General features: G+C 72.1%; 19 protein-coding genes and 1 pseudogene. 11 read left to right on the top strand and 9 right to left on the bottom strand.

Translation table 11 applies throughout. From position 1 onward, the window contains the following. The first annotated feature begins 77 nt into the window (after nt 1-77). Nucleotides 78-1151: an alpha/beta hydrolase family protein gene (locus tag AC07FK_RS27795; protein ID WP_479107698.1), complete on the top strand. Its 1074-nt coding sequence runs from the start codon at nt 78-80 to the stop codon at nt 1149-1151. Nucleotides 1152-1167: 16 nt separating this feature from the next. Here the strand turns inward: AC07FK_RS27795 and AC07FK_RS27800 are convergent, their stop codons facing one another. Further along, nucleotides 1168-1812, bottom strand: a complete 645-nt coding sequence (locus tag AC07FK_RS27800) for a TetR/AcrR family transcriptional regulator (RefSeq protein WP_479107699.1) — start codon at nt 1810-1812, stop codon at nt 1168-1170. Between the two features lie 211 nt (nt 1813-2023). Between AC07FK_RS27800 and AC07FK_RS27805 the strand changes: the two genes are divergently transcribed. Then, the gene (locus tag AC07FK_RS27805) at nt 2024-3349 is read left to right on the top strand and encodes a YncE family protein (protein ID WP_479107700.1); all 1326 of its coding nucleotides are present in this window, start codon (nt 2024-2026) and stop codon (nt 3347-3349) included. A 34-nt stretch (nt 3350-3383) separates the two neighbouring features. Here AC07FK_RS27805 and AC07FK_RS27810 read toward each other — a convergent pair whose 3' ends face one another. Both AC07FK_RS27810 and AC07FK_RS27815 read right to left on the bottom strand, forming a co-directional pair. Next, complete coding sequence (locus tag AC07FK_RS27810; protein ID WP_479107701.1) at nt 3384-5036, bottom strand: HEAT repeat domain-containing protein; 1653 nt, start codon at nt 5034-5036, stop codon at nt 3384-3386. A gap of 148 nt (nt 5037-5184) precedes the next feature. Beyond that, complete coding sequence (locus AC07FK_RS27815) at nt 5185-6288, bottom strand: saccharopine dehydrogenase family protein (RefSeq protein WP_479107702.1); 1104 nt, start codon at nt 6286-6288, stop codon at nt 5185-5187. Nucleotides 6289-6391: 103 nt separating this feature from the next. Here AC07FK_RS27815 and AC07FK_RS27820 point away from each other — a divergent pair, with 103 nt between their 5' ends. Continuing rightward, entirely contained in the window at nt 6392-7351 is a 960-nt protein-coding gene (locus AC07FK_RS27820; protein WP_479107703.1) for a helix-turn-helix domain-containing protein, read from the top strand. 34 nt (nt 7352-7385) lie between these two features. Here the strand turns inward: AC07FK_RS27820 and AC07FK_RS27825 are convergent, their stop codons facing one another. Together AC07FK_RS27825 and AC07FK_RS27830 are read right to left on the bottom strand one after the other, a co-directional pair. Beyond that, complete coding sequence (locus AC07FK_RS27825; RefSeq protein ID WP_479107704.1) at nt 7386-7628, bottom strand: hypothetical protein; 243 nt, start codon at nt 7626-7628, stop codon at nt 7386-7388. A gap of 116 nt (nt 7629-7744) precedes the next feature. Further along, nucleotides 7745-8686, bottom strand: a complete 942-nt coding sequence (locus AC07FK_RS27830; RefSeq protein WP_479107705.1) for an NAD-dependent epimerase/dehydratase family protein — start codon at nt 8684-8686, stop codon at nt 7745-7747. 268 nt (nt 8687-8954) lie between these two features. Here AC07FK_RS27830 and AC07FK_RS27835 point away from each other — a divergent pair, with 268 nt between their 5' ends. The 5 genes from AC07FK_RS27835 to AC07FK_RS27855 all read left to right on the top strand — a co-directional run bounded on the left by AC07FK_RS27835 (nt 8955) and on the right by AC07FK_RS27855 (nt 11469). Continuing rightward, entirely contained in the window at nt 8955-9401 is a 447-nt protein-coding gene (locus tag AC07FK_RS27835) for a DUF4383 domain-containing protein (protein ID WP_479107706.1), read from the top strand. A 77-nt stretch (nt 9402-9478) separates the two neighbouring features. Further along, complete coding sequence (locus AC07FK_RS27840) at nt 9479-10156, top strand: hemerythrin domain-containing protein (RefSeq protein ID WP_479107707.1); 678 nt, start codon at nt 9479-9481, stop codon at nt 10154-10156. Between the two features lie 169 nt (nt 10157-10325). Further along, nucleotides 10326-10814: an ATP-binding protein gene (locus tag AC07FK_RS27845; protein ID WP_479107708.1), complete on the top strand. Its 489-nt coding sequence runs from the start codon at nt 10326-10328 to the stop codon at nt 10812-10814. Beyond that, nucleotides 10811-11140, top strand: a complete 330-nt coding sequence (locus AC07FK_RS27850; RefSeq protein WP_479107709.1) for a hypothetical protein — start codon at nt 10811-10813, stop codon at nt 11138-11140. Before AC07FK_RS27845 ends, AC07FK_RS27850 begins: the two co-directional genes overlap by 4 nt. Before the next feature lie 80 nt (nt 11141-11220). Further along, nucleotides 11221-11469 carry a DUF5133 domain-containing protein gene (locus tag AC07FK_RS27855; protein WP_479107816.1) on the top strand — a complete coding sequence of 83 codons (249 nt, stop codon included), beginning with the start codon at nt 11221-11223 and terminating at the stop codon, nt 11467-11469. 228 nt (nt 11470-11697) lie between these two features. On the opposite strand, the gene AC07FK_RS27860 is transcribed toward AC07FK_RS27855, so the two are convergent. Both AC07FK_RS27860 and AC07FK_RS27865 read right to left on the bottom strand, forming a co-directional pair. Then, a complete protein-coding gene (locus AC07FK_RS27860; protein ID WP_479107710.1) occupies nt 11698-12363 on the bottom strand; it encodes a GOLPH3/VPS74 family protein in 666 nt (221 codons plus the stop codon). 193 nt (nt 12364-12556) lie between these two features. After that, entirely contained in the window at nt 12557-13552 is a 996-nt protein-coding gene (locus tag AC07FK_RS27865; protein WP_479107711.1) for an NAD(P)/FAD-dependent oxidoreductase, read from the bottom strand. A gap of 198 nt (nt 13553-13750) precedes the next feature. Between AC07FK_RS27865 and AC07FK_RS27870 the strand changes: the two genes are divergently transcribed. From AC07FK_RS27870 to AC07FK_RS27880, 3 genes are all read left to right on the top strand, one after another. After that, entirely contained in the window at nt 13751-14227 is a 477-nt protein-coding gene (locus tag AC07FK_RS27870; RefSeq protein ID WP_479107712.1) for a hypothetical protein, read from the top strand. A gap of 89 nt (nt 14228-14316) precedes the next feature. Beyond that, nucleotides 14317-14820 (top strand): cupin domain-containing protein, encoded by a 504-nt coding sequence (locus AC07FK_RS27875; RefSeq protein WP_479107713.1) that lies wholly within the window; start codon nt 14317-14319, stop codon nt 14818-14820. A 67-nt stretch (nt 14821-14887) separates the two neighbouring features. Further along, nucleotides 14888-15340 carry a hypothetical protein gene (locus AC07FK_RS27880; protein WP_479107714.1) on the top strand — a complete coding sequence of 151 codons (453 nt, stop codon included), beginning with the start codon at nt 14888-14890 and terminating at the stop codon, nt 15338-15340. 83 nt (nt 15341-15423) lie between these two features. Here AC07FK_RS27880 and AC07FK_RS27885 read toward each other — a convergent pair. Together AC07FK_RS27885 and AC07FK_RS27890 are read right to left on the bottom strand one after the other, a co-directional pair. Further along, nucleotides 15424-15896: pseudogene (locus tag AC07FK_RS27885) on the bottom strand (nucleoside monophosphate kinase). Nucleotides 15897-16043: 147 nt separating this feature from the next. Beyond that, nucleotides 16044-16937 (bottom strand): NAD(P)-dependent oxidoreductase, encoded by an 894-nt coding sequence (locus AC07FK_RS27890; protein WP_479107715.1) that lies wholly within the window; start codon nt 16935-16937, stop codon nt 16044-16046. Between the last annotated feature and the right edge of the window lie 9 nt (nt 16938-16946).

Below are 16946 nucleotides of genomic sequence, written 5' to 3' on the forward strand. Positions count from 1 at the left end.
CTACTATCGAATCTGCTACGTTCGTAACCAGGACGACCGTTTTCTATTCGATAGTTTCTGTGGCTTCAGGGGGAATCGTGCGCACAACACAACGCACAGGTGTGCCGCGAGGCGCGCGCCGTCGGTGGCGAGCGGTGGTCTGGTGCGTCGTCGGCGCGCTGCTGGCGGCGACGCTGCTCGGGGGAGTCGCGATCTGGCAGAACACGTACGACATCAGGGAAGAGCGGGTCGCGCTGCGCCACGGCAAGCACACCCTCGACGGCGTACTGGCCACACCGGCGGAAGGCCGCGGGCCCTACGGGCTCGTGGTGTTCGTGCACGGCGACGGCCCGGTCGACGCCACGCACGACAGCTTCTACCGGCCTCTGTGGGAGTCCTTCGCCGCGGCCGGGTACGCGTCGCTGTCCTGGAGCAAGCCCGGAGTGGGCGGCTCGTCGGGCGACTGGCTGGACCAGAGTATGGACGACCGGGCCGACGAGGCCGTGGCGGCCCTGGCCTGGGCCCGTCGGCGGCCCGACATCGACATCCGGCGCATCGGGCTCTGGGGGGCGAGTCAAGCGGGTTGGGTCCTGCCCAAGGTGGCCGCCCGTACGCCCGGCCTGCGGTTCGTCGTCGCCGTCTCGCCGGCCGTGAACTGGCAGCGTCAGGGGCGCTTCAACCTCCTGGCGCAGCTGCGCCGGGACGGCGCGTCGGACCAGCAGACCGCCGCGGCGCTGCGGCGACGGGAAACCACGCTGCGCCTGCTGCGCCGCGGCGCCTCGTTCGCGGAGTACCGGGCCACCGTCGGGGACCCGCAGGGTGTGACGGCCGGCCGGTGGCGATTCATCAGGAAGAACTACACCTCCGACGCCACGGCGGACCTGAGGGCGATGCGCGGAACTCGCGTGCTGCTGCTCCTGGCCGGCCATGACGTCAACGTCGATGTGAAGGACACCGAGTCCGCGTACCGCAAGCTGCTTCCGGGCTCGCTCCTGCGGGTCGAGCGGTATCCGGACGCCGCGCACTCGCTGGTCAGGTACGACGTCGAACGGTCCTCCCCGCTGCTCACGCTCACGGCGGTGTTCGCGCCAAGAGCCCTGTTCGCCGACGGATTCCTCACCGACCAGCGCCGGTTCGTCGCCGAGGCGGCGGCGGTGTCACCGGATCGTTGACGCTGCGCGACCGCCTTCAGGGCGCTGGGCGCAGCAATGCCAGCAGCAGTCCGACGAGTTCGTCGACGACCTCGTCGAGCGTGGCGTCGACCCAGCCGGCGGCCCAGTCGTGCAGGAGGCCGTTCACGCTGCCGATGAAGGCCGCCGCCGCGATGCGGTAGTCCCGATCGGCCGCCTCGCCTCGCGCGGCGGCCGACGCCGCCTCGGCGCACATCAGGTCGATCCACCGCGCACGGCGGGCCAGTCGCTGTTCGTCCATGCGGGGGCTGACGCCGACGATCTCGGTGAACGTCATGCGGATGCGGCGCGGATCCACGGCGATGCTCGCCGCGTACGCACGGAAGACCGCTCCGTAGCGTTCGGCGTGCGGCAGGCCGCCGGTCTCGGCGAGGGCGTGGAGTACGGCGGTCTCGGCCCAGTCGTTGACCTGGAGGTGCAACGCCGCGAGCACGTCTTCGAGGGTGCCGAACTCCTGGTAGAACTGCCGGGTCGAGAGGCCGGCCGCCTGGCAGAGGGCGGCGACGGTCGACGACCGGTAGCCGGGGCCGGCCCCGAAGAGCTGCAGTGCCGCGTCGAGGAACCTCTGCCGCCGCTCGGCGTGCCGCTCCACGGCCGTCTTGCCCGCGTACCGACCGGTCGACTGCCTGAGCCGCTCCCTCACCGATGCCCTCCCTCGTGCCCCGGTCATCTTCTCCCGTCGCGGGGGTTGAGGAACCGGGGCCCCGTCGTTACTTTCAAGTAGCCCAAAGTGAAGCGCGGCGTTTTCACATTGGGCGACGGGGGGCGTTGGGGCCTCGCTGCCGCTTTCGCTGATTGTCATGCCCACGTTTAGTCCCGAACCTGTCCGAAGCAGTCGCTACGCGGAGGAAGCCATGCCCGAAGCCAGGAACCGTCGCGCGGACACCGTGGCGTCCACACCCCCGACGGCGGACACCGCCCCGGCACCGCGCCGCAGGCGCAGGCTCGCTCCGGCCGCCGTCGCGGCGGTACTCGTCGCGGTCACCACGACCGGCGCGTCGGCCGTCGGGCCGGCCCCGGACAGTCCGGACCTGCGGGAGGTGATGTTCGTCGGCAACAACTGGGACGGCACTGCCGACGTGATCGGATCCAGCGGCGCCTTCTCGAAGATCGGGCGGATCAACGTCATCCCCGACAAGCGGCAGCGCCTCGCGGAGATCTACACCAACCCCGTGAAACTCGTCTACTTCCTGGGCGTCCGCAACGGACCCGGTGAGGGCCACGACCAGTTCGTCGACGACATGTACTCCACCCCCGACGGGACGGCCATGGTCGTCTCACGCCCCAGCTTCGCCGACGTCGTCTCGATCGACCTGGCGACCGGCGACATCAAGTGGCGCTTCCCCGTGTCCGGTTACCGCTCCGACCACATGGCCGTGTCTCCCGACGGCAGGCGCGTGGCCGTTTCGGCGTCCACCTCGAACACCGTCCATGTACTCGACATCGACACCGGGAAGGAGGCCGGGTCGTTCAAGACGGGCGACAAGCCGCACGAGAACGTCTTCACCGACGGCGGAAAGTACCTGTGGAACATGTCCATCGGCGAGGTGAACACCGACACGGACGCCCCCTGGCTGGACTGGACGAAGGGCGACCGCCGAATCACCGTCGTCGACGCCGAGACCTTCCAGCAGGTCAAGGTCATCGACATGCGCACCCGGCTGGACGCCTTCGGACGCAAGGACCTCAGCGACGCGGTGCGCCCGGTGGCCTTCACCCCCGATCAGTCCACGCTGTACTTCCAGGTCTCCTTCTTCAACGGCTTCCTCGAGTACGACGTCGCCGGTGACCGGATCACCCGCGTCAAGACCCTGCCGAAGAGCCCCGGCACCAGCGAGGACCGCACCACCTGGGTCAACGACTCGCGCCACCACGGCATGTCGGCGAACCCGCGGGGCGACAAACTCTGCGTCGCCGGGACCATGGACGACTACGCCACCGTCGTCGACCGCGCCACCCTCCAGGAAGGACCCCTGGTCCCCGCTTCCAAGCCGTACTGGGCCACGGTCAGCGGTGACGGAAAGTCGTGCGTCATCTCGGAGAGCGGCAGCGACCAGGTCACCGCGATCGACTTCGCCACGGGGAAGAAGACAGTGTCGGTCTCCGTCGGGGACCACCCGCAGCGCGTCCGCGTCGCCCACGTACCGGCCGACTGGGCCGGACCGGCCGACGCGGGGTGAACCGGCGGCGGGGGAGAGGTCGTTGGTCCGCGTACTACGGCAGCGTGAGTATCGCCCCGATCCGCGCACGGAACTTCTCGTCCTGGAGGATCGCCCGGTAGTCGCCGTACTCCGACAGGCGGCGGTCCGCGGCCAGGAGTGTCGCCAGCGCCGCGCGGACCGGCGGGGCGACGCTCCCCCGGTCGGTGAGCGACGCCAGAGCGGCGCCGAACGTCCCGTGCATTTCCCCGTCTGCGGCGTACGTGAGCACCGTCGCCTCCGCCTGCGCCCATTCCACCGGCGGGGTCTCCCGGGGCCGCCAGGACGGCTGCGCCTCGCCGGGGAGCACGGGGTCCTCGCCCCACGCGTACAGCACCTCCCGGAGGTCCCCGACCAGCCAGCCCCCACGGGCGACTTCGTCTCGCAGGGCCTCACGGACCTCGGGCAGCAGTACGCCGGCGTGTGCGCGCAGGGGCCGCAGCACGTCGACGACGTCCGGCTGTCGCGGGTCGCCGAGGCAGTAGCCACGGCCGGGCATGTCCCGATAGGGCGCGACGAGCCGTTCGACGAGGTCCGGCAGCGCGCGCGGGTCACCGATCCGGGTCAGCGCCCACCGCGCGTGGTCGCCCACGGTTCCGTCGAAGAACCGCGACTCGCCGGGGTCGTCGAGGAGCGCCGCGAGCCGGTCGGCGTACGGGGCCGCCCGGCGCCCCAGGACCGCCAGTAGATGCGCCGCCTTGTATCGCACGTCGTCGTCGGGGTCGGCCAACAGCCCGGCGGCCAGGGGCGGCAGGGCGGCCGCCGTGGACGGCCGTGCCACCAGCAGATGCCACGCCTGGTCCAGCGCGCACCGGCGCAGTTCCGCGTCGCCCGCCCGGTGCCCCGCCCCGGCGAGCCCGGCCACGAACGAGGTCGCCACCGCCGGGTCGTGCACCAGCAGGCTCACGACCCAGCCCGCCACGTCTTCGCGGTTGTAGGGATATGCGCAGTCCAGGGCGTACCAGACCTCCCCGAACCGCGGGGCGAGCAGGGGGTCGGTGAGGATTTCCAGCAGCATCGGGCAGGCGCGCACCGGCGCTCGCGGGTCCAGGGCCGCCGTCGCGACGACGGCCGCCACCCGCAGGACCCGGTCCTCGCCGTGCAGGACGCCGTCCAGAACGGCGCGCACCTCGTCGACCGCCGCCCCCTTGGGCCCCTCGGCGGCTGCGGCCTCGCCCAGCGCCAGCAGCACGGTCACCCGGAGCGAAGGGTCCGTCTCCTCGCGCCACCGCTCCAGCAGGGGCAGGGGCCGGTCGGCGATCAGCTGGAGCGCGGCCCGCCGGATCACCGGATCCGCGTCGTCGAGCAGCCGCCGCAGGCGCGGCCACTGCTGCCGCAGGACCGCACCCCACCCCGGGTCCACCGCCCCGGCCGGGCCGACGGCGGCCAGTCCGGCGAGCACGTCGACCAGGTCCGGCCTTCCCACCGTCCGCGGGGACATGGCGAGGTCCACCAGGAACGGCAGAGCGGCCGTCACCGCGCTGGTCGCCCGCCCCTCGGCCACGAAGAGGTCCCGCAGGTCGGCGTACGCCCGTTCCACGGCTTGCTGCCGCGTGGTGGCGTCCGCCCGCGCGATCCGGCGCAGCACCTTCGGCACGTCGGCGGCCGGCCGGTCGGGCCGTACCGGCTCCAACGCGCGCCAGTCCACCGCGTCCAGCCCTTCCAGCATGCTCCCCGCCCACTTCTGCGCGTACCTCCCGCGCCCGGGCATCCTGTCATCGCGGTGAGCGGTCCGCGCGGCAATAAACCCGCCGCCGGTTTCAACGGCCGGACAGGACGCGGGGGAGGCGGCCCTGGAAGGGGGCCACCGAGGAGCCTCAGCCGACCGCGGGCCGCGCTGCCACCGGTTCCGGTGCCGGGGCCGGCGCCGCGTCCACGGACTCGATCTCGCCCAGCTCGAAGGTGAGATGCGGGGACAGCGAGCGGAGGAACCCGGGCGCGTCGAAGAGTTCGCCCGCCGTGGCGGCCCCCGCCCCGGCCCGGTCGACCTGTCCGGCAAGGATGCGAACGACCGCTTCGACGGCGAGGGGCGCGCTGACCGCGTAGATGTCCTGGCCGCGGGCCACGGCCCGGCGCCGGGCGCCGCCGGAGCGTACGACCACGTCGACGAGGAAGGTCTGGGCGGAGCGCCCGCGCTCGTCGACCGGCGCCGGCTCGGGGCTGTCCTCGGCCACCACTTCCCTGACCGCCCCGACCGTCATGTACGTGTGGATCGCCGAGGTACGCAGATGACGCGGGACGGTCACACTGTCCGCGGTGGTGAACTCGCCCAGCACGTCCTGCTCGCCGAGCGGCGCCGGGAACGGCCACCGTCCGGCGGGGGCCCGGTCGGTGCGCAGCTCCAGTCGGCCGTTCGTGAAGACGAGGCGCCGGCCGGCGCGCCGCCCACGGGAGACCTGCGTCGACTTCCGGGTGCCGGCCGTGGGATGCCAGCTGCTCAGCGCGTAGGCGATGGACACCTCGTCGGCGCGCGACGACGCGCCCGTCGCCGCGGTGGCCAGCAGGTCACCGAGGCCGCCGTAGAACGCCATGGCGGGGACGACGACGATCCCCGCGTCGCGGGCCGGCTCGTCGAACCGCGCGAGGGTGTCCGCCACCGCCTCCACCTCCGCCGCGACATCGACGTACGCGATGCGCGCCCGCAGCGCCGCCCCGATCACCGGGGCGGTCGTCGCGGCGAAGGGGCCCGCGCAGTTGATCACCGCTGCCGCACCGGCGAGCGCGCGGTCGAGCGACGCCCCGTCGTCCACCGAGGCCACGCGCACCTCGAGCCCGGGGAACGACGCCCCGAGAGCCCGCAGCTTGTCGCTGTCCCGCCCGGAGAGGATCGGCGTCAGTCCCCGCTCCAGCAACTCCGCCACCACGAAGCGCCCGGTGTGCCCGTAGGCGCCGAAGACCGCGACCGCCCGAGTCGTTCCCATCAGATTCCCCTGTCCTGCGCCGATGATCTCTTGGTGCCAGCATGCTCGCGGCGGCGCTCGGCCGGGGAGTGGCGGTAACGACACCGCCCGTACACTTTCGGACATGAGAACCGTGGCCTTGGCCGTCACCGCCGATGTTCTGCATTTCGAACTGGCGGCGGCCTGCGAGGTGTTCGGCACCGACCGTTCCCATGTCGTGGATCCCTGGTACGACTTCGTCGTCTGCGGTCCGGACACCGTGCCGGTCGGCGGCCGGTTCCGCCTCGAACCCGACCACGGCCTCGACCACCTCGCGCGCGCCCATACGGTGATCGTCCCCGCCTGCGCGGACCCCGACGAGGACCCTCCCGCCGAGCTGGTCGACGCCGTACGCGCAGCCCATGAGGCCGGTGCGCGTGTGGCGTCCCTGTGCACCGGCGCGTTCGTGCTGGCCGCGGCCGGCCTGCTGGACGGACAGCGCGCCACCACGCACTGGGCGCACGCCGCGGCGCTCGCTGCCCGGCACCCGCGTGTGCGGGTGGATCCGGACGTCCTCTACGTCGACAACGGCCGTGTGCTCACCTCCGCGGGCAAGGCCGCCGCCATGGACCTGTGCCTGCATCTGGTCCGCCTCGACCACGGCTCGGCGGTCGCCAACCGGGTCGCCCGCTCGCTGGTGGTCCCTCCCCACCGGGCGGGCGGCCAGGCCCAGTTCGTCGCCACGCCACTGCCCGAACCGCGCGACCAGTCCCTCGCGGACCTGCTGGCCTGGGCGGTGCGACGCCTCGACCAGCCGCTCACCGTGGAGCAACTGGCCCGGCAGGCCAACATGAGCCCCCGCAACCTCGCCCGCCACTTCACGGCCGTCACCGGCACCACGCCCTTGCGCTGGCTTCTCACTCAGCGCGTCCACCGGGCCCAGGAACTGCTCGAGACCACCGACGAGACCGTCGACGCGATCGCCGCGGCCACCGGCATGGGCACTTCCACGACCCTGCGCCGGCACTTCAATCGCAGCCTGGGCGTGCCGCCGGACGCCTACCGGCGCACCTTCCGCAGCGCCGGCTCCGCCGGCCCCGGCTGACGCGGTGTGACGCGGTGTGACGTCCGGCGGCTCGTCAGGCGAGGGTGACCACCGCGGCGGCGAGCACGATGTACAACGAGACGACGAGCGCCACCGCGCGCATCCCGCACACCTGCTCCCCGGCGGGATTTCCGTCACCGCTCTCCCGCGGCCGCGTCGGCGGGGCGGTGGGCGGCTGCTGGCCGACGGTCTGAGCGAGCCGGACGCAGTACGGGCACTCGCTGTCGGTGCTGAGCCAGTAGGCGTCGTACAGGCCGGCGTACGAAGTCGGGTTCATGCCCGGTCAACGCGGCCGGGGAGTGACGGCAACCGGGCGTTGCCGTCTCGACACCAGATCGCTACCTTGCCCGGTTCACCGGGCATACGCCGCGTGCACATCCCGCGCCGGCGTCGTCATCCGGCAGCGGCCAGGCGCTCACGCCACCAGTCCACCGTCGCCTCGACCTGCGCGTCGACGGGGGTCGCCCGTACGGCGAACGCGGCTTCGTAGGCGCTCGAATCGACGACGAACGGACGGTCGAACTGGTGGCGGATCTCCTTCAGTTCGCGGATCAGCGGAGAGAAGACCGACACGACGCCCAGCAGCGCCGGCGACAGCCCGCGCACCGTGACCGGGCCCGTTCCCGCTTGCGCGGCGAGGAGGTCGACCATCTGCCGGATGGACAGGGCGGGTTCCGTCGGGACGTGCCAGGCGCGGCCCCAGGCCCGTTCCTCCTCCGCCACCTCGACCAGAGCCCGGGCGACGTCGGGGACGTACGTCCAGCTGTGCGGGGCGTGCGGATCGCCGAGCGCGGAGACGGGCTTGCCGCGCAGCAGCCGTGGCACGACCCGCGCCGCCAGGTGGCCGCCCTCGGTGACGCCGGGCCCGAAGAAGTCCGAGGCCCGCACCTCGACCGCCTTGATGCGGCCCTGCTCGTGCAGCGTGCGCGCCTGCTCCCAAGTGGCGGCGCGCACCCGGCCCTTGGGCCCTGTCGCGGCGAGCGGCAGATCCTCCGTCAGGGGCCCGTCCACCGGACCGTAACCGTAGAGGTTGCCCAGCAGCACCAGGAGGGCCCCGCTCGCCTCGGCCGCCGCGCAGACCGACGCGGTCAGCGGCGGCCATTCACGCGTCCAGCGGTGGTAGGGCGGCGCACCACAGCTGTAGATCGCCGCCGCGCCCCGCACGGCCTCCGTCAGTCGCCCGCTGTCCGCGGCGTCGAGTGCGACGTGCTCGATGCCGGGTTCCGGGCTGCGGCCCGACGCGGTGATCACCCGTACCGAGTGGCCCTTTTCCACCAGCAGCCGGGCGGTGGCCGCCCCGGCGGGCCCGAATCCTATGACGACATGAAGATTCACACCGGCACACTAGCGCGTGCGCCGTCCACTCCCGTTGGTGTTTCTGTCGTCACGAGCGGTAGTGCCTGGGGCGCGTGCCACGAAATGACCGTAATATCAGGTTTGGTAGCTGTGTGGGGGGAATTTGAAAGGTGTGTAAACGCTCGGCCTGTGGCGGACCCGGGGTTTGTCGTCTGTGGCTAACGCGGCAAGCGCGGGGTAACCGACGCCTTGAGCAACGGGAAGGGCGGCGACAGCAGCCGTCTTCGGGAAAGAAAGGGACTGGGTCATGACCACCCAGCATCGTCCGGTTTCCACCGCCCGCACCCCTGTACAGCAGGCCGCGCTGCTGGTCGGGGCGGTATTCCTCCTGGTGGGCGTCCTCGGCTTCATTCCGGGGATCACCACCGACTACGACACCATGAAGTTCGCCGAGCACCACTCGGAGGCGAAGCTGCTGGGCGTCTTCCAGGTGTCGATCCTGCACAACATCGTGCACCTGCTGTTCGGTGTCGCCGGTGTCGCCATGGCGCGCGCGGCCTCCACCGCCCGTACCTACCTCATCGGTGGCGGTGTCATCTACCTCGTGCTGTGGCTGTACGGCCTGTTCATCGACCACGACAGCTCAGCCAACTTCGTCCCGGTGAACACGGCGGACAACTGGCTGCACTTCGTTCTGGGCCTCGGCATGATCGCCCTCGGCGTACTCCTCACCCGCCGGCGCGTGGGCAGGTGACCGAACAAGCCCGCGTTTCCCACCCGGCCCTCCGCCGCACCCCGGTGCGGCGGAGGGCAGCCGAGGGAGAAGACCGTATGACAGTTTCCATCGCGGAGCAGAGCATTCAGGAACTCGGCGGCGATGCGAGCGTCCTGGCGCGGCAACGACGTGACCACGACGAACTCGACCGCCTCATGACCCTCTACGAATCGGGTGCCGGGACCCCCGCGGAACGCCAGGAAACGCTGAAGGACATCGTTCAGCTGACCTTCACGCACGCCTTCGCCGAAGAAGTCGTGCTGTGGCCCGCGTTGCGGAGGCTCGCCCGCGACGGTCCGGAACTCACCGCCCGGGTGGAGGAGGAACACCAGGAGATCAACGACCTGGTCGCCGAGATGGAGCGCACCGACCCCGCCGATCCCGCCCACGACCAACTGGTGCGCCGGGCCTTCGCGCTGATCCGGCAGGACATCCGCGACGAGGAGGACCTCCTGCTGCCACGCCTGCAGGAGGCACTGGACCGCGCCCGCCTGCGGAGGCTGGGATCGGCGTGGGAGACCGTACGCCGTACGGCCCCCACCCACCCGCACCCGGCGGTGTCGCGCAGGCCTCCCGCCAACGCGGTCGCCGGCGCAGTGCTCAGCGCCTTCGACCGGGCCCGCGACCTCCTGCCCGCCGGCGTACGCGCGCCGGGCGCGCGGAGGGCGGCGGTCGCCGGGGCTGGGGTGGTCGCCGTGTGGCTGGTCGCCAGGACGGTACGACGCCCGCACTGACCAGGGCAGACGGGCAGATCCGGACGGGCCCGCGGGCCCGTCCGGGCGGCGTGCCGACGTACCGGGCGGCCGACGTGATTTTCGTGTGACTAGGTTTGGATCTCCTGGGTACTCAGAAAGATTTTCCTCGTCCTGATTAGTGAAGGGGTGCGGGGGCAGACGCTCAGCCATGAACGGTGACCCGGATCTTCGCAGTCCACAGGCCGAGCGCGCTGCCGGAGACGAGCCCCGGGACGTCGCGACACCCGACGACCGGCGGGCGTGGGCCGAGGCGGCCTACGACGGGACGTCGGAGGCCATCGGCAACGCCCGGCGCTTCGTCGTCGGCTTCCTCACCCGGCTGCGGGAGGAGCGGCGACTCGACATCTCGTCACACGTGACCGGCGTCGCCCAGTTGGTCGTCAGCGAGCTGGTGACCAACGCCTGCAAGTACGCACCCGGACCGTGCGTCGTCAACGTCGAGCTCGCCGGGAGGGCTCTGGAGATCACGGTGTGGGACAGCGATCCGGTCCTGCCGGTGGCCCGCGCCGCGGACCCCGGCCGGGTCGGTGGCCACGGACTGGAGATCGTCGGCGCGTTGTGCGAGCGCGTCGAAGCACGTCGCGAGCCCATCGGGAAGCGGGTCAGGGCCCGGGTCCCGGTGGAACCCGTCGCTTGAGCGCCTCCGACTTCGGCACGGTCCGCGACTTGTGCCGCCCGGTCAGCGCCCGCCCGCTCGTCGTCCCGTTCGAACGAGAGGGGCGCGCGCCGCAGGGAACCCAGGTCGCTGCGTACGGCGGGCGAATCGGCGGCCGGGACCGCGATCAGCACCTGCCGGCGGTCGCCGAGCCGGTGGGCGAGCAGGGTGGAGTACGGACCGCGAGCGCCCGCCGCCTGGGCAGCGGTACGTGGCGCGTCGAGCGGCCACCGCCGCTGGGTGGTGAACAGCAGGTCCAGCGGACGGCCCGGGCCGCCGGCGCTGCCACCCACCCGGCCCATTGCTGAAGCTGGGGAATAAGTGTGGCGATGGGGGGCATTCGTACGGCACTTCCGCAGGATGAACTGGAGGGGCGGTAGCCGTGTTGATGCCCGATCGGCGCTATGTGAGATCTCTTCTTGCCCGGTACGCGAGCGCGCGCATCGCGCTGGCGCACAAGAGTGAGCCGGCGTGGCAACGAGAGCTGGAAGACGTCAGCTACACCCTGTGTGTGGTGACCGGGACGCGTTCGGTCGCCGATGCGATCGCCGCCGCCGACGAGATCCTGGCGGGCACCCGGCAGCCGGAGGCGGCGCCCGAGCCGTCGGCGGCACCCGACACAGCGCTGGCGGCCTGAGGCGACGGTGTCACCCCGTTCGCGGAGTGGTGGGGCACACTCCCTCGCTCACGCGAACCGATCGCCGTCCCCGGAACACGGCCCCGCGGCCGGTGTTCCGGGGACGGCGCCGTCCTGGGCCGGAAGTCCGTCCGGAAGTCCCGGCCAGGGACGGCCGCATGACCGCTGCTACGGCGGCCTACGACCGCGAAGAGCGCCCGCATGCGTACGGTGTCGCGCTCGGCCGGGTCACCCGAGGACCGCGGCAGCGGTGACGACGGTGGCCGAGGCCATCACGGCCTGCATGGTGCGGATCGCCTCCCGGACGCTGTCGCCCGTCCACTGACCGTCCGCGATCTTCTCCATCCTCGGCCTGAACTCGTTGCGCGGGACGCCGGGGAAGGCGAGACGGTGCAGCTTGGCCGCGTGCAGGAGGGCCACGAGGCCCGCCGTGCGGTCGTCAGGAGCGGCGCCCTCCAGGACGGTCACCGTGAGGCGGGCCCGTAGCTCACGTTCGACGGATCCGTCGGCCTCGGGATAGCGCCGGACCGGGAAGATGCCCAGTACCTTGTGCTCCTCCTCGCTCACCAGGCCCCGCTCGCGCAGGCTGTCGATCGTGTCCTGCACGGCCTTGGAGTGGTCTCTGGTCAGCCACTCGGAGACCTTCGGGGCCTTCGTCCTCTTGCCGGCCCAGGTGTTGATCTGCGCCAGGCGGCCGTCGAGGAGGCGGACTCCGGTGGGCGCCGTGTCCGTGACGCGCACCCGGCCGTCCCGGACGCAGACGCGGTCGGCAAGGACCAGGTCGAGCAGAATGCCCCCCGCGACCGCCCATCCGGCGGACTGCCGCTCCTTGGCGGCGCCGGAGTCGTCGTCCAGCGACAGCAGCATGATCTCCTCGGCCAGTGTGACGGCCATGCGGTGTTCCCCTCGATCGGTCGGCGCTCCGGGCCCGGGTCCGGACGGTGCGCGGTGTCGATCTTCTAGACAGGCGTACGCGCTCGCGGGTTCCGCCGACCGCCGATTCGTCCGGCGAGGGCTGATGACGTCAGCGATCGGGGTCAGGCCGTCGATCCGTCCGAAGGGGCCGCGGGCTTGGTACGCGAACCCGTTACGGCGTTGGCGTCGCGGCGCGTTCCAGGTCGCCGAAGAGCAGCTCGGCATTGATCGTCACTCCGGCCCGGTACCCCGCGCTCGCGGCGTTGATCACTTGCTCGGCAGGGCCCGTCGCGTTCCCGACGGCCCAGACGCCGGCGACACTTGTGCGGCCCGTCGCGTCGACCGCCGGGTAGTGACCCGCCGGCGTCTCCGTGGTCTCGGCGCCGAGTTCGCGGAGCAGGGAGTCCCTCGCCGCGGGGCGGCCGCCCGCGAACAGTACGGGCCGGGCGAACACCCGGCCGTTCGCCAGTCGCAGCCCGGACAGCCGGCCGTTCTCGGTCTCCAGCCCGGCGATCTCTCCCTCCACGACGGCGACTCCCGCTGCGGCCAACTGCCGCCACTCGGCCTCCGGGAGATCGCGGACCGTGTGCAGGAAGAGCGTCACGTCCTTCGACCACTGTGTGAGCAGCAGGGCTTGATGTGCCCCGAAAACCGGAGAGGCCAGCGCCGCAAGCGGCCGGTCGCGCACCTCCCAGCCGTGGCAGTAGGGGCAGTGTAGTACGTCGCTGCCCCAGAGCTCGGCCAGGCCGGGGATGTCCGGCAGCTCGTCGACCAGGCCGGTGGCCACCACGACCCGCCGCGCGTGCACGGGCCGACCGCTCGCGAGAGCGATCCGGAACCCGCCGTCGCCGTCCGGGCGTACCGCCGTCACCTCGTCCCCGACGAGCTGAACGCCGTACCGCTCCAGCTCCCGGCGCCCCTCGGCCAGGAACTCGGCCGGCGGCATTCCGTCCCGGGTCAGGTAGCCCTGCAGGTGGGCGGCAGGGGCGTTGCGGGGCTCGCCCGCGTCCACGACGAGGACGCTGCGCCGCGAGCGGCCGAGTACCAGCGCCGCGCTCAGACCGGCCGCTCCACCGCCTGCGACGACCACGTCGTAGGCGGCGTACTCCTCGTGTGCGGGCGTGTCCTCGACGGCATCCTGCCGCTTGTTCTCAGTACCGCGGGTCATGGTGACCACCTCCTCGCCCAACGTCGCACCGGGCGTACTGGGCGGCAATCGAATTTGCCGAGTCGGCAAGAGAGGTGCGGCCCACCCGAGTGGTCCGTCGTGGCTCGTGTGCGGCGTCACCTTGTTCGCCCGCGCCAAGACCGGTCGCGCCCAGCCCACGTGGGGAACGTCCGCCTCCCGAGCCGCGTCTCCCTTGGTATGACTGAACTCTTAGACTCCGGTTCCGGCGACTCCGAAGAGACCGTGCGGCCCGGGCCTCTGTGGCGTCACGCCCTGTGGGTCGCGGGCATCGCCGTTCTCGCGGTGGCAGTGGGCTGGGCGAGCGCGCTTTTCCGTATCGGCCCCGAGGAGTACGGGATGCCGTCCGCCGCGCCGGGCGCGGTGTGGCCGTACCTGGTCGCCTGGATCGCCGTCGGCCTGGTGGCGGCGACCGCGCTGCGGGCGGCCGCCGCCAGGGTGCCCGTTTACGCCCCGGGCCGGGTCGCGGCCGTGCTCACGGCCCTGGGCGCCCGTCTCTCGCTGGGCTGGCGGCCCGAGGCGCCCGTGCTCGCCGCCATGGCTGCCGCGGCACTGGCGGCCACTGCCCTGTGGTGCGGTTTGGCGCTGCGCGCCCGTACCCGTGTCCGCCCGGCACCGGCGGCGGAGGAGACCGGCGGGCGGATCGCAAGGCCTTGAGTTTCGCCGGGGCGTCCGGCGTGGCGACAATGGGGTGCGGCCCTCGCGCGATCTGCGCCGGGTCGCCCTTTCGGAACGGAGGTCGTGCGGTGGAGCCCAGCGGAGCGGCGAAGGCCACGGCGGCCGGCGGCGTGGCGGCACGCCTGCCGGAACTGCTGCACGACCTGTCCCCGGGCCGGGGCGGCGCCCTGTGGCGGCTCGACCCGGAGGGCCGGCAGCTGGACGCCAACGTGATCCGCCTCCCGGCCGGCGCCGATGTCGGGGCGTCGGTCGAACCGGATCTGGACGTACTGCTGTACGTGATGGACGGCGGCGGCCGCCTCGAAACGGACGGCGGCGCGCATGACCTCCGGCCCGGGTGCGTGGTGTGGCTCCCGCACGCCACCCGCCGGTCCCTGGCGGCGGGCGACGAGGGGCTGGTGTACCTCAGTGCGCACCGCCGCCGTGCGGGCCTGACCATCCGCAACGCGAGCAGCGAAGGGGGCGAGGCGCCCTGCCTGCTCGACCGCGTCTGCCTCGCGTGCGGACGCCTCGCCGCGGAGGGGGACGCCCTGTTCTGCAGCCGGTGCGGAGAGCGCCTGCCCCGGGAATGACCCTGCGGTCCCGGGGGCTGAACGGCGGACACCCGGGGCGACGCACGGCCCCGACAACCCGCTTCATGTGCAACCCGCAGGGTGCGCGGGGCGGGCCGGCCTCGGCGACGCGGCGGACGGGAGGTGGAACGCCGACCAGGTACTCGCCCACGTCCTCAGCGTCGACGCCGCAGTGACGGCGGTCGCCCTCGGCGTCGTCGCCGGCGCGCGGCCCGCCTTCGACAACCGGATCTCCCTCGACGCCTGGAATCTCGACCGGATCATCTCCGAGCACCCGGACAGGACTCACCTGATCGCCCACGTACGGAGTCAGGCCGGCGTCCTGTGCGACATCGCCGGGCAGCTCAGCGAGCGAGCCGCCGCGGTCCGGGTGCCGTCGCTGATCCTGTCCGACGACGCCCTCGTACTGGACCAGCCGGTTCCGCTGGCCGGTCTGGTCGACGGCCTCGCCGACGACCACCTGCCCGTCCATACGCGACAACTCCTCGACCTTCGCACCGCGGCCCCCGGGCACCCCTGAACGTCGGTGCGCGACGCCGGCCACGTACGCCCGCTCGGCAGTGTGCCGCCGACCGCACGGCTCCTGCGGTCCTCGGCGGCGGTTTACAGAGACGGCGGTCCCGCACGTTCATGGCGGAGGGGGCAGCAGCCCGACGTACCAGCGGCGTCGGCCTGGCCTCGGCCGAGTGCGTTCAGCGCGCGGTGCAGGACCTCCTGGACTTGGCCGTGGGCCGAGATGCTGGTCACCAGGCCCTGGGCCCGGGTAGTGGTCGACGACCGGCGCCGTCTCGGCGCGGTAGACCTCCAGTCGCCTACGAACGGTTGCCTCGCGGTCGTCTTCGCGCTGGTACAGCTCACCGCCGCAGAGGTCGCAGACTCCCGCCACTTCAGGAGGGCTGTAGGCGACGTGAAAGATGTGTTCGCGTGTGGGCGTTCTGGCCGAGCTCGGTGCCCTGGGTGATGTGCTCGCGAAACAGGTCACCGGTGGAAATGTGCTGGATCGACAGATGCGCGGCAAGGCGGACTGCCTGCGTGCCCTTGCCGGCCCCGGGCGGCCCGATCAGGAGGATGCGCATTGCTTCGTGAGATGGCCGCGCGGGATCCGGAACTCAAGCGGCCCGGCGACGCTGGTCACCGGTACGAGATCGGGTGCGCGCCGAGGCGGGACTGCGCGCCTTCGAGATTGCTTACGGCGTCCGGCCACCTGGCCACACCGTTCCGGTTCACCGCTTCCTGAAGTGCTCGACCAGGCGCGCGTAGCTGTCATGGGCGTGTCCCTCTTCCACGGCCTTGGTCACGAGGTCGAGCGTGTAGCCGGGGAATGCGGCGTCGATGTTCCGCGCCCCGCTCTCGCGAACCAGGTCCTCGACCGAGGGACGGTGGTGCTGGAGCGCTCCGTACTCCGTCGCGTACTCGCCTCGGTCGACTTCGTCGGCGATCATCGGCAAGGTCGCCAGCAGTGCGGAGACGGATGGGCCGGCGTCGTCCAGGAACCGCTTGACCTCGATGCCCTCGCTGGACAGCAGAGCGGCTGCGTGCAGGAATCCGTTGAGCGTGCCCCACATGGTGTCGTGCACGGCCATTCCGTACAGGGTCGGTACACCGGCGTCGGCCGCGATCAGGGATCCCCGACCGCCGATGAGCTGGAGCGTCCGCCGGCAGCGGTCGTACACGGCCTCGGAACCGCCGTAGAAGATCACCGTCTCCGCCGCCCCGACACCCGGAGCGATCGTCATGATCTGCCCGTGGAGGTACTGCGCGCCCCGGCCCTCGACCCAGTCGGCCACAGCCCTGACCTCCGCCGATGTCCCGTCCGTCAGGTTGACCACGGCGCGGCCTGACAGTGCGTCACCCGCCGACTCCAGAAGTTCGCGGGCCGTGGAGTTGCCCTTCACGCTGACCACCACGAGCGGACTGGCGGCGACGGCGTCGCGGACGGTCGGGGCCTGCTCGGCCCCCTTGGCGACCAGGGCGTCGGCCTTCTCCGGCGTACGGTTCCACACCGTGGTCGGATGCCCGCCGTCCAGGAAGGCGCTCGCGAGTGCGAAGCCCATTTCTCCCAATCCGATCACGGTCACGGCCGGCTGGGCGTCAGTCTGTGCTGCTGCAGTGCTCATCGGCGTCAT

Source organism: Streptomyces sp. NPDC046122 (assembly GCF_056429965.1).